The following is a 15,034-nucleotide window of genomic DNA, read 5'->3' as shown; positions in this document are numbered from 1 at the left end:
GGAAAAAAACTTATGAATTTTACATTTAATTCATATTACACACTAATTGTAGCCGTTATAGTTTTACTTATTGGAAAATTCTTAGTAAATAAAATAGATTTTCTAAAAAGATATAATATTCCAGAACCAGTTGCAGGGGGTCTTGTTGCAGCACTATGTACAACGATTATACACTACTTTTTTGGTTATAGCATAACAACAAGTACAGAACTTCAAACAAGTTTTATGCTCATTTTCTTTGCATCAATTGGACTTAGTGCAAACTTTTACAAACTAAAAGAAGGTGGGAAAAGTCTTGTAATCTTTCTTTTTGTTATAGCTTTTTTTATTGTAGTTCAAAATTTTGTTGGTGTTTCACTTGCTACAATTTTAGGTATTGATCCGCTTATTGGATTAATCGCTGGTTCAATAACTCTCACAGGAGGACATGGAACTGCTGGTGCATGGGGAACTATATTAGAAACCAAATATGGTATAGAAAATGCTACTGCTCTTGGTATGGCAGGTGCTACTTTTGGTCTTGTAATGGGTGGAATTATTGGTGGACCGCTTGCGAAACTTCTAATAAATAGATATAAAATTAAAAATGGTCATCTACAAAAAGATGAGAATGACACTGGGAATAAAAAAGTAATTGATGAGTTTGTACCTTTTGAGTATCCAAAAGCAGTAAGATTAATCACTACAAATAGTGCAATTACAACTTTAGGACTTTTTGCAGCATGTTTGGCTTTTGCTGATTTTATGACAGGTTTTTCAAAAGGAACATCGTTTGAATTACCTACTTTTGTTTGGGCATTAGCAGGTGGTGTAATTTTAAGGAATGTTTTAGAAAATATACTAAAAGTAGAAATTTTTGATAGAGCAATAGACGTATTTGGAAATGCTTCTTTATCTTTATTTCTTGCGATGGCACTACTTTCACTTAAACTTTGGCAATTATCAAATTTAGCTGGCGCATTGTCTGTAATTTTAGTTACTCAAGTTGTCGTTATGATTTTATATGCTTATTTTGTAACATTTAGAGTTATGGGTAAAAATTATGATGCTAGTGTTTTAGCTGCTGGTCATTGTGGTTTTGGATTAGGTGCTACTCCAACAGCAGTTGCAAATATGCAAGCAATAACAAATGTATATGGAGTTTCTCATAAAGCTTTCTTAATTGTTCCTCTTTGTGGCGCATTTTTTGTTGATTTAATAAATGCTACAATAATTCAAGTTATTTTAAAATTCTTTTAATAATGCTATAAGAAATAATTCTTATAGCATCTTTACTTTTTTTTCAAAACATTTATAACAACTGCCATAGCAAAACCAGAATCATGTGTTATTGAAAGATGAGAATCTTTTATCCCAAAAGCCTTTCTAACTTTTTTCTTATATTTAATTTTTGGATTTCCTAATTTTCCCTTTGATATTTTAATATCATGAAAACCACAAGATGCACCAATTCCAGTTCCAATAGCTTTTGAAGCAGCCTCTTTTGCAGCCCAAAATCCAGCAGCAGTTTCGGGCTTTTTTATAAGCTCAATTTCTTTTGGATTTAAGAACTTTTCATAAGCCTTTATTCCAAACTTTTCATACATTTTTTTTATTCTATCTATTGAAGTTATATCTATACCTATCATTTAAACCTATCTTTTGTATAATCCGAACATGAAACTATTTTTTAAAAAATTATTATACCTTATCACCATGCTTTTTATAATTAGCCTTATATCTTTTATAGCAATAAACGCTGCTCCAAACTCTTTTTTTGCAAGTGGTGAATTAAATCCAAATATTACTCCTGAATCAATTGCGCAATTAAAAGCTATTTATGGATTAGATAAACCTTTATATATTCAATTTTTTTCTTGGATTTATTCTATTATTCAACTTGATTTTGGGATTTCATTTGCAAGTGGAGAGATGGTAAAAGATGAAATTTTAAGCAGAATGCCTATTACTTTGATTTTAAATATTGTCTCTATGGTTTTGATATTTATAATCTCTTTGTATTTTGGAATTAAATCAGCACTTAATAAAAACTCATTTTTTGATAAATTTACAGGTCAATTATCACTTCTAAGTTTTTCAATGCCTTCTTTTTATCTAGCACTTTTATTTGTTCTAATTTTTGCTATAAATTTTGAAATATTACCAATTGCAGGACTTCATAGTGTTCCAAATGATGGAAGTTTAACTTATTATTTAGATTATGCTTGGCATTTAATACTTCCTATTTTTATTATTGTTTTTGGTGGAATTGGAAGTTTAATTTTATATATTAGGAGTTTAACTCTTGAGATTTTAAAATCTGATTACATCTTTTTCGCGCGTGCAAGAGGATTAACTCAAAAACAGATTTTAAGATACTACATTTTGCCAAATTTATATCCACCAGTTATTACACTTCTTGGACTTTCACTTCCTGGAATCATAGGAGGTTCTGTAATTTTAGAAACAATTTTTTCAATAGATGGAATGGGATTATTGTTTTATCAAAGTGCTTTATCACATGATTATCCAGTAATCATGGGAATTTTGATAATTGGTGCCTTTTTGACACTAATTGGTAATATGATTGCAGATTTAGTTTTATTAAAACTAAATCCAAATTACGAAGAAAAATAGATTTTAACATATAAATTTTATCATTAAGGAAAAGAGTTGCAAGTTTTAAAAACAATAGAAGAGTTGCAAGAAGTTAGAAAAAATATAACTGGAACTGTTGGATTTGTACCAACAATGGGCGCTTTACATAATGGTCACATTTCATTAATTAAACAAGCAAGAAATGAAAATGAAGTTGTAATTGTTTCAATATTTGTAAATCCAACTCAGTTTTTACCAGGTGAAGATTTAGATGCTTATCCAAGAAAAGATGAAGCGGATAAAAGAATTTGTGAAATGTGTAAAGTTGATTATGTTTTTATGCCTGAAATTTCAACTATGTATGGGAAAGAAGAAGTTTTAATAAAAGCTCCAAATAAGAGTTATATTTTAGAAGGTAAAACAAGACCGGGACATTTTGATGGGGTTTTAAGAGTTGTGTTAAAACTATTTAATTTAACACAACCAACAAATGCATATTTTGGAAAAAAAGATGCTCAACAACTTTCACTTATAACTCAAATGGTAAAAGATCTATTTTTGCCTATAAATATTGTTCCTTGTGAAATTATAAGAGAAGATGATGGTTTAGCACTTAGCTCAAGAAATGTATATTTAGACCCAACACAAAGAGTTGATGCTTTATTAATCTCAAAATCTTTATATATGGCTGGTTCTTTAATTGCAAGTGGAGAAAGAAGCGTTGAAGCTGTAAAAAATAAAGTTTATGAAATTATGAAAACTTTAGATGTGGAATATGTGGCAATTGTTGATAGAGAATTTAATGAATTAAAAACTATTGAGCCTAAAAATACAATCATTCTTGTTGTTGCTAGATTTGGGAATACTAGGCTTTTAGATAATATTTGGCTTTAACAATAGTTTATGATAAAATTGCAAAAAAATTAAGATAAAAAGAATAAATATATGAAATTTTCAGTAAAAAATCCTAAAAAAACTCTACATTTAGTAAGCCTTGGTTGTACTAAAAATCTTGTAGATTCAGAGATTATGTTAGGTAAATTAAAAGATTATACAATTACAGATGATGCAGCAAATGCCGATGTTATCATCGTAAATACATGTGGATTTATAGATAGTGCGAAACAAGAGAGTTTAAATACAATTTTTAATCTTCATGACGAAAGAAAAAAAGAGTCAGTTTTAGTAATGGCTGGATGTTTAAGTGAAAGATACCAAGGTGAACTTCAAAAAGAGTTACCAGAAATCGATGTTTTCACTGGTGTTGGAGATTATGACAAAATTGATTTACTTGTACATGAAAAAAGAAGTGCATTTTCAAATGAAGTATTTTTAGCTAGCGATGAAAATGAAAGAGTAATCACAGGTTCTTCATATCATGCTTACGTAAAACTAAGCGAAGGATGTAATCAAACTTGTTCATTCTGTGCAATTCCATCTTTTAAAGGGAAACTTCACTCAAGAACTTTGGAGTCACTTGTAAAAGAAGTTAAATCACTTGTTTCAAAAGGTTATGTAGATTTTTCATTTGTATCACAAGATTCATCATCTTTTTTACGAGACCAAGATATAAAAAATGGTCTTGAACTTTTAATAGATGAAGTTAAAAAAATTGAGGGAATTAAAACAGCAAGAATTTTATACCTTTATCCATCAACTACAACTTTAAGTTTAATAGACAAAATTGCTGACTCAAAAGTTTTTGTAAACTATTTTGATATGCCACTTCAACATATAACTCCATCAATGCTTAAAATCATGAAAAGAGGAAAAGGCGTTGAAAAACTAAATGAACTTATGAACCACATGAGAAGTAAACCAAACTCTTTTGTAAGAACTACATTTATTGCAGGGCATCCTGGTGAAACTTTAGAAGACCACGAAGCACTTTGTAGATATATTGAAGAATTCAAATTTGATAGAGCAAATGTATTTTCATACTCAACTGAAGAGGGAACAACTGCTGCACTTTCAAAAGATATGGTAGAGCAAGAAATAATTGATGCTAGAGCTGAAGAAATTGGTGAAATTATTGCCCAAACAACTCAAGAATCTTTAGAAGCTGAAATTGGAAAAACTTTTGAAGTTTATGTTGATGGGGAAAGTGAAGAACATGAATATCTTTTAAGTGCTAGAAAAACTCTTTGGGCACCTGATATTGATGGTGAAATTTACATCAATGATAATGAATTACCTGATGGTGAACAAATTAAATTTGGACAAATATATACAGTAAGAGTTACAGAACTTGCGGGAGATAAATTACTAGCAACTGTAATTAAATAATATGAATTTAGATTTTAGTGTAGTTAAAAATCAAAAAAACCTGCTAGCTTTTTCAGCAGGAGTTGATTCTACTGCACTATTTTTTTTACTTTTAAAACAAAATATTCCCTTTGATATTGCTATTGTTGATTATAATTTAAGAATTCAAAGCAAAGATGAAATCTCTTATGCAAAAGAACTTGCTTCAAAATATAACAAATCTATTTTTATAAAAGATATTACCCTTGAAAATAATTCAAACTTTGAGAAAACTGCAAGGGATATAAGATATAAATTTTTTGAAGAAACTATTTTAGAAAACTCTTATGAAAATCTAATCACAGCACACCAATTAAACGATAAATTAGAGTGGTTTATGATGCAACTATCAAAAGGTGCAGGTTTAGTTGAACTCATTGGGTTTAATGAGTTTGAACAAAAAGAAAACTACAAAATTTATAAACCACTTTTAAATATCACAAAAGATGAATTAGAAATGTATTTAAAAGAATATAATCACAAATATTTTGTTGATGAATCAAATTTTGATGAAAAATATAAAAGAAACTATTTTAGACATAATTTCTCAAATAAATTTTTAGAAGAATTTAATAGTGGAGTAAAAAAATCTTTTGAATATCTACAAAATGATTTAAACTCTTTGAGTATTCAAAATAATCCAATAAAAAAAATAGAAGACTTAGAAATATTTTTAAATCAAAAAGATGATAATTTAAATATTCGAACTATTGATTTAAGTTTAAAAAAAAGAGGAATTTTACTCTCAAATGCCCAAAGAAATGAGATTTTAAAACAAAAAGAGATTACCATTTCACATAAAATAAATATCTCAATTTTGGAAGATTATATTTGGATTGCTCCAAACTGTAATGAAATTATGGATAAAAAATCTAAAGAGAGTTATAGAACAAATAAAATACCAAAAAATATAAGAGCTTATATTTTTTGGAAAAATATAGATTTAAAAGAATTAATTCTTTAAAAACCTTTTCATTTTTTGCATTTTAACAAGTTCTAATCTTGTCTCTTCTTTGTGAGCTTTCAAGAAATTTATATTCTTAAAAAAAAGTTCTTGAAGTTTTTTTAAGTCTTCTAACTCTAAATCAAAATCTGAAATTGAATCATTAGCCAAATAATTATCATACCATTTTACTAAGCTATCTGCTTTTTCAAATGAATCAAGTGAATCGATATAAACCAATTCACTCAATGCTTTTAAAGACCTGTTTCTTCTTTCCATGCGTCAATTAATCCTTGAGTAACTTTCATAACTTGATTAACTGCATTGATATTATCATCAATTCCAGCACTAAATAAAGTTTCAATTTGGTATAAGTATAAACCATCTAAATAATATGCAACTTCTCCACCATCAAAATCTAATACATTTCTCAATTCGTCAAAAATTGCTATTGATTTATTTATGTAAGTAAATTTTACTTCAACATTTTTTTCTTCCATAGCACTTTTTACAAATGAAAGGTATTTTATTACACCCTCATAAAGTTTTAATACTAAAACATAAGGATCATCCGAGATCGCATTTTGTTGATTATATACTTCTATTCCCATACTTTTATTCCTCATAATAATCATTTTTGTTTGTCAGTATATTATATATTTGCTTAATTATGAAGAAGAAAAGAAAAAGGGAAAAATCCTTTTTCTTTATAAAAATTAATTACCTGAAGTTGATTGGCTAATCATCATTTTTAATCCTGAAAATGATGATTCCATTTGATTTATAAGAGCACCATAAGAACTAAATTGTAATGCTAATTGTTCATATTTTGCATTTAATGATTTTTCTGCTTTATCTTTTTCTTCGTTTAGTTTAGTTTCTCTTTTTGTCATTGCAGATTCATAAGAATTTAGTGTTCCACCAACATATCTCATTTCATCTATTGTTTCTTTTAATATTGTTCCTAAACCTTTTTTTTCTGCACTACCTATAAATAAATCTTTCAAGCCAGGTAAATCATCTTGAACTGCTTTATTAAATTTAGTAGTATTCAACGATAAACCACCATTTTTATCAAGTTCTACACCAAAATTAAATAATGATTTATCACTATCTGGACCATATGAGCTAAATAATTTATCTTTTACTTGACTCATTATACTTTTAATAGATGATTTATCATCTAAAGACGAATCTGACTTGTATACTTCAGTATCAACAAGTGTTAAAAGTTCATTATATTTTGCTACAAAATTCTTCATCTGAGTTTCAAGCTTTGAAGTATCATCAGTAACTGTTATAGTAGATACTCCAACTTTATTTGCTATAATTTTAAGTCCATCAACTGTTATATTATTAGTTGCTACGTTATATTCTACACCATCAACTTTTGCAATCATATTTTTAGCTTCTAATATATGATTAGTTGCATTTGTAGTTGTTCCATCAGTAGTAAAACCTAAAGCTTGACTTGCTGCTCCACTAATATTCAACTTATTATCAAGTCCTGTTTCTTGACTTTTTACAATCAGTCGATAAGAATTTGTTCCTACTTGTTCTACAGATGCTGACATTCCTGATTCTTTAGATATTTCAGTAGCCAGTTCTTGATAACTTTTATTTGTTGTATCAAAAGTTTGACCATTAATAACTAATGAACCTTGATTTATTTTTGCATTTTTTGTTGTTTCATCTACATTATTTGATTGATATACATCTTTTTGTGCCAGCTGAGTTATATCAACACTTGTAAACCCTTTACTTAAAGATTTTGCATCAGCAGCATCAAAAGTAACTGAATCTCCAGAAGTTGTTGCGCCTTTTTGTTCAAATGCATTAAGTCCACCTGAAATAAATAAGTCAAAAGGTTTAACAGTTTCTAAAAATTCTGCTACTTTTGCTTCAATTGTTGAAAAAGTTGTTTTTTCAGTAGTCATTTTACCTATTTTTGTTTCAATTGGTTCTACTGTTGATTTTCTTTCTGCCGTTTTTAATTTTTCAATTAATTCACTATTTAAAGATGCTGCTTGACCTGAACCTAATCCTAAAACTCCATTAGCCATGATTTATCCTTTTATCTTTTTAAGCCAAGTAAAGTTTGCAACATTTCATCTATTGCTGTAATTATCTTAGCATTTGCAGTATAAGCTGCTTGAAACTTCATTAAATCTAACATTTCTTCATCTTTATCAACTTTTGTTAATTGATCATACGAAGATTGAATTGACATCTTTACACCAGATTGTGTTTCTTTTAGAAAATTAACACTCTCTTTATCTGCTGAAACAGTTACTCTTAAATCTCTAAAAAACTCAGATAAAGAAGCTTTTTTTGTTGTAACAACATTTTGTCCTTTTCCATCATAAGACAAGTCACTTTTCCATTGTATAGTTGCTAAATAATCTAATTTATCTTGTGTTAACTCATTTACTAAACTATCATTAAATTTTAGAGTTTTTACACCTGAACCACTAAATAAACCTAAAGAATTAATTACTCCTAATGATTCATCACTTGCCGCTTCTCCATAAATATACTTGTCTGTTCCTGTTTTAATATATTTATCTGAAATATCACCTAAAGTTTGTGCAAAAGCATCTAATCTATCTAAATATCCTTGAAATTTATTATTAGGTGAATCTGATGATAAATTTTCAGTTTGGGCTTTTATAATACCATTCTTAACTGATATTTCTTTGTCATATATTGATATATAAACTCTTGATTCAGGATCTGTACTTTGAGATTCATTTCTATAAATAGATTCTCTACTATCAACTATTGCTGGATTTGTATTATCTCTTTTTTCAATGCTAATTCTTCCATCAAACTGATTTCCAATTCCAGCATCTTTTGATTCAATTCTTAAAAAATTATCTTGAAAATTCTTAGTAACTTTATTTCCATTAGCATCAATAGAATAATCTCCATTGTATGCTGTTATTGAATTTTTCATATCTGAACTTGAATTTATTTTATGAACTAAAGCTCTTGTTAAATTTGAAGTAGTTACCGCTTCTGTTGTAACAGTGCCATCGCCATCCCAGTCCATTGATATTAATTCACCCATAGTAACAGATACTTCAAATTCATTATTCAATTTATAAGTAACTACATCATTTGCATCAATTGCTTTTGGTGTAAAATCTTCATTATATTTTAGTGCATCATGTACAACATTAGGTATTACACTTGAATCTATTAAAGTATATTTATCTTTTTGTAAAGTATCTTCTTCTTTAACTTCAATAGTTCTAACATTTGTATTACTGCTAATGGCTGTTTCACCACCTATTTTTAGTTCATAATAATCAGTATCTCTATTTACATTTATATCTACGTAACCTGATAGCTCTAATTCTAGTTGATCTCTTTTATCAAGTAAGTCATTACTTTGTCCATATTTTTGTATTTTTTCATTTAACTGACCTATTTCTTTTAAGATACTATTTACATTTTCTACATTTTTATATAACTCTTTTTTTTCACCCACTTGTTGTTGTTCTACACTTGTATATAAATTTTGTAGAGATTCAACTAGAATTTTACCCTGATTTTGTAAAGCTGTTTTATATATTTGTGAACTTGGATTAGATCTTAAATTTTCAACAGATTGATAATATCTATTTAAATCTGCTGTTAAACCGCTATCTAATGTCTCTTTAAATGTTGATTCAACACTTCCTAGCATACTTGACAATTTATCATAATAGTTTAACTTACTATTTTCTGACACAAGTTTGTCATACATATATTGAGACGTAATCCTAAATGTACCATCAACACTAACACCTCGACCTGCGAATTGTGCATCCATTTGTTCTAATTCACTAAGTTGAATAACTCTTTTTTTATACCCAGCAGTATTCTCATTAGCTATATTGTTAGACACATTTTCAACTGCAATTTTAGCAGCATTCAGTCCCGTTTGTGAAACACTCAATGTACTTAGCATAGAACCTCCTTTAGGTATAATTTTACAAATTATTACATTACATTTCTTAAAATTAGATTAAAATGGCCATATTGATCTTATTAATTTCAATCCCCAAGGTGTTTCTAAAATATCTGATTCAGTACCATCTTTATCATATAGTAATTTTAAATCTGCTATTTGAGAAGAATTTATAGAATTATCAGAAGTAATATCATAAGGTCTTATTACTCCACTTACAATTATTTCTTGTCTTTGTCCTTCGATTAACATCTCTTTTCTACCTTTTATATAATAGTTACCATTTTGGTAAGTCTCTTCAATAATTGCAGAAATTGTTGTGGCAAAAGTTTCATCCAACTCAGTTTTAACTTTTCCTTTATCAGAAGCAGAACTATTTGATTTAAAATTCACACCAAGATTTGAATTAAAATCATTCGCTGCACTTCCAACAGCTCCACCTAAAGTATTAGTTCCAGTTGCGGCTAGTAATCCTCCACCTAAACTATTATCTCTTGTACTTGTTAGTTCTCTTTTATTATTACTTTTTGATGTTAAATCTTCACTTATTACTATTTGAATAATATCACCAACTTGTAAATCTTTTTTATCTGCAAATAAAGAAGTTCCTTGCATAGAATATAAAGAACCTTTATTTTTTAATGGTTCAGGACTTTTTCTAGGTATTTGGATTTCTGGTTTTTCAAAAACTAACTCTTCTTTTGAAGCAGTGCAAGCACTAAAAAACACTAAAATAAATATAATCATAAAACTATTTTGCATTTAATCTACTTTTTAATATAAAATTTATGTCAACTGCTATTATTATTTCATTTAGCGTTTTTTTAATGAGCGCCATAGCTCCGTATCTTACCATTAATGCATCAAGATTAGTTGTTGGTTCACAAATAATTATAACTTTATCTTCAATGATTTTAACGTGTTTAATATTTTCTTGTCCAACTAAATCTATTGCTTTTTCTATTTCCGTTAAAATAGCTTTTTCAATATCTTTTTTTTCTTTTTCTTTTTTTTCTTCTTGCAGTTTTAAAGCTTGTTTTGTTTCTAACTCTTTTTGTTGTTGTTCTTGAAAATTTTTATTTACATAAAAATAATAAGCTCCAAACATACCAACTAAAGATAATAAAATAAAAATCTTTAATAGATTTCTTTTTTTATTTCTTTTAACTGCAAGTATCATTATTTAATTACAAAAGTTGTAAACAATATTTGTTTAACACTATTTTTTGCTATTTCAGGTTTTGATTTAGTAACTTCATTTATTACATTATTAATATCTTGTAATAATTCATCTTTTAATAAATTTTTACCTCCAACAGTTAATAATTCCTCTGAACTTCTTGAACTTATTTGAGAGATTACTACATCCACAATTTCTGCTTTATACGATTCTACAATTGCAGCAATTGTTGGTTCATTACTTTTAATAGAAAAAGATAATTTCATTAATTTTTCTTTTCCTCGTGAATCTGTTAAGTTTAAAACTAAATCAGTAATATCTGCTTTAAAAGATTCACCTTTATCTGAAGATTCTTCTTTTTTAACTTCTTCATGTGAAGCTGATGAATTATTATTATTTCCTACTGCACCTTGAGAATAGAGAAAATAACCGCCCCCAATAACAGCAAAAATTAGAATTACTACTAAGGCTATTAATACAATCATTAAACCTTTTCCACTACCTGAACCTCTTGATTCTTGATCATCTGCCATATTTATTCCTTCTTCTCGTTTTCTACACTATAATTTTCTAATTTTTGGGTTATCATAGATGCATTTTCTATACTTAGAAATTTCATAATTTGAGTTACATTATTTTCTTTTAATTTTACCATTATATCAAAAACATCTTCAATTTTACCTTCACCTATCATCTGATTAAAAATGTCAGCGGCATTTTTTGGCTTCATTGTATTATATATTTTTGATGTTTTACTTTCAACTTCTAGCTTTATATCTTTTAAAATTTCTAAATTTTTATCATGCAACTTTTGTATTGCTGTTTTCTCTTTTTCTATTTGAACAAGTATACCCTCTAGTTCTTTTTTTCTCTGTTGATATTCTGTTTCTTTTTCATTATAAAAGTTGTTTAGCTCTTTTTTTAAGTCCATTACCTCTATTCTTTGTTTTGTTAAAGAACTACTTGTTTCTTCCACCGCAAATAATAATGTTCCTAATAAAATAAAAAATAAAAAATTTCTAATCAATTTAAATCCTTATTTCTACTAATATATTTACTTTGTATATATTCCGTTGAAGCTTCTTCTTCTGCTTGTAAAATTCTTTTCATTAACTCTTTTTTCTCTTCTTCCAAAATATAAGAAAATTGTTCCGCTTCTTTTTGAAGTTCAATTATATCTTTTAACAAATTTTCTATTTCCATATTTAAAATATTTTTTTCTTTATTTAATTTTTGAATATGCATTTTCATTGTATTTTTATGAATTGTTAAAATCATAAAGTCAGAAATTGCTCCATGTTTTTCAACACTTGCAGTATCAATTTTATTTTGTGTTAATACAATTTCAATATTAATTTGTTCGATTTTTGACATAAGCTGAGCTTTTTGCATTAATTTTTGATCTGTTTGATTTTTTTTTAATTTATATAATTTTTTGATCAATTGTTATTACCAAAAATAAGTATTAAATTCCATAAATCTTTTGTATAAGTTTCTATATGATCACCAATCCAAGGAAGAGAAATTAATATAAAAGCTGAAACAAAAATCATTTTAGGAACAAAAGATAAAGAAGCATCACTAATTTGTGTTACAGCTTGAAAAATTGATATTATAAGCCCAATAATCATGCTTACAATCAAAGAAGGAAGACCAAGTATTAATATAATTTTTACAGTATTTTCAGCAATAGCTATTAAATCCATACTTAATCTTTTATTTTTATAGTTATCTCTAAAGTTTTATTGTTTAATAATTTAGAAATTAATAAAGATAAATCATTTACATTTGAACTATCTATACTTAATGTTTCACTTTTTGTTGATGAAACTTGTGGTTTGTATTCACTTTTAGAACTATTATCTTCAACTTTATAATTTAATGCTTCCAATAAATCTTTTTCATTTAAAGAATCTAATTCAAAAAACTCATCATTCATTTTATCTCCTTGCAAAGATTGGTCTATTTCTTCAGTTGGTATTATTTCTTCAGTTTTGATATATTCTTTCATAAAATCATACTCTTCAACTAATTCTTCATCTATTTTATCTGAATCTATAATATTTTCTTCTTTTTCAATTTTTTTTGTACCTTCTTGTATTTCTTCATTCAAGAAATCAAACCCGCCAAATAATTCACTATTTACTTTATCTAAATCTGAAAAATCATCTTCATCATCTTCAATTACTTCTTCACCTAAAAAATCTAATTCTTCAATAATATTTGTGTTTTTTGTTGAGACAACATTTTCATCTATTTCTTTATATAAAACATTGTCATCATCATAATCAAATGATATATTATTCAATCCAAAATCATCATTAAAATTTGTTATTTGTGCAAAATCATCACTATCTTTTATTTCTTCATCACGATCTATACTACCTATTAAATCATCAAGATTATCAATATTATTGTCTAAATCAAATATTTCATCTAAATCATCAACTGGCGTTAAATCTTCAGATTTTGACTTTTTTATACTATTTTCTTTTGCTAATAACATAGATAATTCATCATCTAATTCAATAGAACTTTTTATTTCTTCAATTTTATTTTCTTCTTCAATTTCAGGCTCAAGTAATTTTAATTCTTCATATTTTTTGATTATATATTTAGGCAATTCTTTTAAAGAATCAATTGCTAAATCAGCTATTCCACTATCAAGTAAATATTCTTCTTCTATTCCATCTTTTGGAGCTAAAAATTTAAGTTTTTTATTTAAAGAATTTTTTTTAATAATTTTTTCATCATCAATAAGATAAATATCTTTAGGATTATTTTCTATTGTTGTTTTTAATTTTTCAAGACTCTCAATTTCTTCAATTACAGTATTATTATCAAGTTTAAATTTAATATTCGAATGATCTAATGTTTCGTGAATCTCTTTTTTAAAACTTTGATTACCATAAATGTAAATCTTCAATCTATAACCCTATAAAATAATTTTAATATCTTCGATTATACCTTTTTTTATTAAATTTTTGATAAAATATAAACAATTAATAATGAAGGATGATATTGAGATATTTTTTAATAGTAACATTTTTATTATCTTCTTTGTATTCACAAACTATCAAAGATATTTCCAATGTAATTGGGATAAGAGAAAATCAACTAATTGGTTATGGACTAATAGTTGGACTAGCTGGAACAGGAGATAAATCTAAATTTACAATGCAATCTTTACAAAATCTTCTTCGAAATTCTTATATAAAAATTCCTGCTGGTTCAATCAATTCAAAAAATATCGCTGCTGTTATGGTAACAGCGGAATTACCTGCTTTTTCAAGACAAGGAGACAAAATTAAAGTAAAAGTATCAACTATTGGAGATGCCAAATCGGTTGATCATGGAGAACTTCTAATTACTCAATTAAAAGGTGTTGATGGGAATGTTTATGCCCTAGCACAAGGAACAATTGTAGCAAATGAAAATAATAAAACTACGGGTTTCATTTATGAAGGCGCAACTGTTGAGAATGAAATCCAGTATGATTTAAAAGGTGAAAAATCTATTCAATTAAGTCTTTTTAAAAGTTCTGCTAAAAATGCAGATTTAATTGAAACAAAAATAAATGACAAATTTGGAAAAAAACTTGCAAGTGCAATTGATACAAGAACGGTAGATATTGAAAAACCTGACAATATTTCAGTTGTTAAATTTATTTCTATAATTGAAAATATTGAATTAGACGCAGAAATATTTAAAAAGAAAGTTATTGTTGATATGGGTAGAGAATCTGTTATAACTGGTGGAGATATTCCAATTGATCCTGTTACAATTGCTAGAGATTCTTTCTCTATTAGAATTACAAAATCTGGATTAAGTGATGCTGGATGGAAAGATCCTTCTCAAAATCCTGGTGTTGATATTGGAGATAATGTAAAAATTGCTGATAAGCCTATTATAAATATTGATAATGCAATGATAAATACAAAAGGAACACCAACAATTTCTGATTTAGTAAGAGCAATGAAAGTTATGAAATTACCTATGACTGAAATTATTGATACTTTAAAAATGATTAAAGAAATGGGTGCAATTGATGTTGACATCGAAGTAAGAGGATAAA

Annotated in this window: 18 protein-coding genes; 6 read left to right on the top strand and 12 right to left on the bottom strand. The window is 27.0% G+C overall.

Annotated elements, in window-relative coordinates; translation table 11 throughout:
* The first annotated feature begins 12 nt into the window (after nucleotides 1–12).
* Nucleotides 13–1,239 carry a sodium/glutamate symporter gene (gltS, locus tag ASUIS_RS01465; RefSeq protein WP_118885376.1) on the top strand — a complete coding sequence of 409 codons (1,227 nt, stop codon included), beginning with the start codon at nucleotides 13–15 and terminating at the stop codon, nucleotides 1,237–1,239.
* Nucleotides 1,240–1,271: 32 nt separating this feature from the next.
* Here gltS and acpS read toward each other — a convergent pair whose 3' ends face one another.
* Nucleotides 1,272–1,628, bottom strand: a complete 357-nt coding sequence (gene acpS / locus ASUIS_RS01460; RefSeq protein WP_118885375.1) for a holo-ACP synthase — start codon at nucleotides 1,626–1,628, stop codon at nucleotides 1,272–1,274.
* 28 nt (nucleotides 1,629–1,656) lie between these two features.
* On the opposite strand from acpS, the gene ASUIS_RS01455 reads away from it, so the two are divergent.
* Genes ASUIS_RS01455 through tilS form a run of 4 tightly spaced genes read left to right on the top strand, consistent with a single transcriptional unit; the run spans nucleotide 1,657 to nucleotide 5,845 of the window.
* Complete coding sequence (locus tag ASUIS_RS01455) at nucleotides 1,657–2,616, top strand: ABC transporter permease (RefSeq protein WP_118885374.1); 960 nt, start codon at nucleotides 1,657–1,659, stop codon at nucleotides 2,614–2,616.
* Nucleotides 2,617–2,652: 36 nt separating this feature from the next.
* Nucleotides 2,653–3,471, top strand: a complete 819-nt coding sequence (panC, locus tag ASUIS_RS01450; RefSeq protein ID WP_118885373.1) for a pantoate--beta-alanine ligase — start codon at nucleotides 2,653–2,655, stop codon at nucleotides 3,469–3,471.
* Nucleotides 3,472–3,522: 51 nt separating this feature from the next.
* Nucleotides 3,523–4,863, top strand: a complete 1,341-nt coding sequence (rimO, locus tag ASUIS_RS01445) for a 30S ribosomal protein S12 methylthiotransferase RimO (RefSeq protein WP_118885372.1) — start codon at nucleotides 3,523–3,525, stop codon at nucleotides 4,861–4,863.
* 1 nt (nucleotide 4,864) lies between these two features.
* Nucleotides 4,865–5,845, top strand: coding sequence for a tRNA lysidine(34) synthetase TilS (gene tilS, locus ASUIS_RS01440; RefSeq protein ID WP_118885371.1), 981 nt, complete (start codon nucleotides 4,865–4,867; stop codon nucleotides 5,843–5,845).
* On the opposite strand, the gene ASUIS_RS01435 is transcribed toward tilS, so the two are convergent.
* From ASUIS_RS01435 to ASUIS_RS01385, 11 genes are all read right to left on the bottom strand, one after another.
* A complete protein-coding gene (locus tag ASUIS_RS01435) occupies nucleotides 5,834–6,103 on the bottom strand; it encodes a hypothetical protein (protein WP_118885370.1) in 270 nt (89 codons plus the stop codon). The two genes, tilS and ASUIS_RS01435, sit on opposite strands and share 12 nt — an antisense overlap.
* Nucleotides 6,079–6,435: a flagellar export chaperone FliS gene (gene fliS, locus ASUIS_RS01430; RefSeq protein ID WP_118885369.1), complete on the bottom strand. Its 357-nt coding sequence runs from the start codon at nucleotides 6,433–6,435 to the stop codon at nucleotides 6,079–6,081. Before fliS ends, ASUIS_RS01435 begins: the two co-directional genes overlap by 25 nt.
* A 105-nt stretch (nucleotides 6,436–6,540) precedes the next feature.
* A complete protein-coding gene (gene fliD / locus ASUIS_RS01425; protein WP_118885368.1) occupies nucleotides 6,541–7,887 on the bottom strand; it encodes a flagellar filament capping protein FliD in 1,347 nt (448 codons plus the stop codon).
* 11 nt (nucleotides 7,888–7,898) lie between these two features.
* Entirely contained in the window at nucleotides 7,899–9,779 is a 1,881-nt protein-coding gene (locus tag ASUIS_RS01420) for a flagellar hook-associated protein FlgK (RefSeq protein ID WP_118885367.1), read from the bottom strand.
* Between the two features lie 57 nt (nucleotides 9,780–9,836).
* A complete protein-coding gene (locus ASUIS_RS01415; RefSeq protein WP_118885366.1) occupies nucleotides 9,837–10,541 on the bottom strand; it encodes a flagellar basal body L-ring protein FlgH in 705 nt (234 codons plus the stop codon).
* Nucleotides 10,531–10,959 (bottom strand): hypothetical protein, encoded by a 429-nt coding sequence (locus tag ASUIS_RS01410; RefSeq protein WP_118885365.1) that lies wholly within the window; start codon nucleotides 10,957–10,959, stop codon nucleotides 10,531–10,533. The genes ASUIS_RS01415 and ASUIS_RS01410 overlap by 11 nt, the downstream gene beginning before the upstream one ends.
* Complete coding sequence (locus tag ASUIS_RS01405; RefSeq protein ID WP_118885364.1) at nucleotides 10,959–11,492, bottom strand: flagellar basal body-associated FliL family protein; 534 nt, start codon at nucleotides 11,490–11,492, stop codon at nucleotides 10,959–10,961. Before ASUIS_RS01405 ends, ASUIS_RS01410 begins: the two co-directional genes overlap by 1 nt.
* A 2-nt stretch (nucleotides 11,493–11,494) precedes the next feature.
* Nucleotides 11,495–11,986, bottom strand: coding sequence for a MotE family protein (locus tag ASUIS_RS01400; RefSeq protein ID WP_226799954.1), 492 nt, complete (start codon nucleotides 11,984–11,986; stop codon nucleotides 11,495–11,497).
* Complete coding sequence (locus ASUIS_RS01395; RefSeq protein ID WP_118885363.1) at nucleotides 11,983–12,402, bottom strand: hypothetical protein; 420 nt, start codon at nucleotides 12,400–12,402, stop codon at nucleotides 11,983–11,985. The genes ASUIS_RS01400 and ASUIS_RS01395 overlap by 4 nt, the downstream gene beginning before the upstream one ends.
* A complete protein-coding gene (locus tag ASUIS_RS01390) occupies nucleotides 12,399–12,665 on the bottom strand; it encodes a flagellar biosynthetic protein FliQ (RefSeq protein WP_118885362.1) in 267 nt (88 codons plus the stop codon). Before ASUIS_RS01390 ends, ASUIS_RS01395 begins: the two co-directional genes overlap by 4 nt.
* A gap of 2 nt (nucleotides 12,666–12,667) precedes the next feature.
* Nucleotides 12,668–13,885 carry a hypothetical protein gene (locus tag ASUIS_RS01385; RefSeq protein WP_118885361.1) on the bottom strand — a complete coding sequence of 406 codons (1,218 nt, stop codon included), beginning with the start codon at nucleotides 13,883–13,885 and terminating at the stop codon, nucleotides 12,668–12,670.
* A gap of 89 nt (nucleotides 13,886–13,974) precedes the next feature.
* Between ASUIS_RS01385 and ASUIS_RS01380 the strand changes: the two genes are divergently transcribed.
* Nucleotides 13,975–15,033, top strand: coding sequence for a flagellar basal body P-ring protein FlgI (locus ASUIS_RS01380; RefSeq protein ID WP_226799952.1), 1,059 nt, complete (start codon nucleotides 13,975–13,977; stop codon nucleotides 15,031–15,033).
* Nucleotide 15,034 lies beyond the last annotated feature (1 nt).

This window comes from Arcobacter suis CECT 7833 (assembly GCF_003544815.1).
Lineage (GTDB): Bacteria > Campylobacterota > Campylobacteria > Campylobacterales > Arcobacteraceae > Aliarcobacter > Aliarcobacter suis.
Note: the sequence above shows the minus strand (reverse complement) of the source record. Positions and strands in the feature narration are given on the sequence as shown.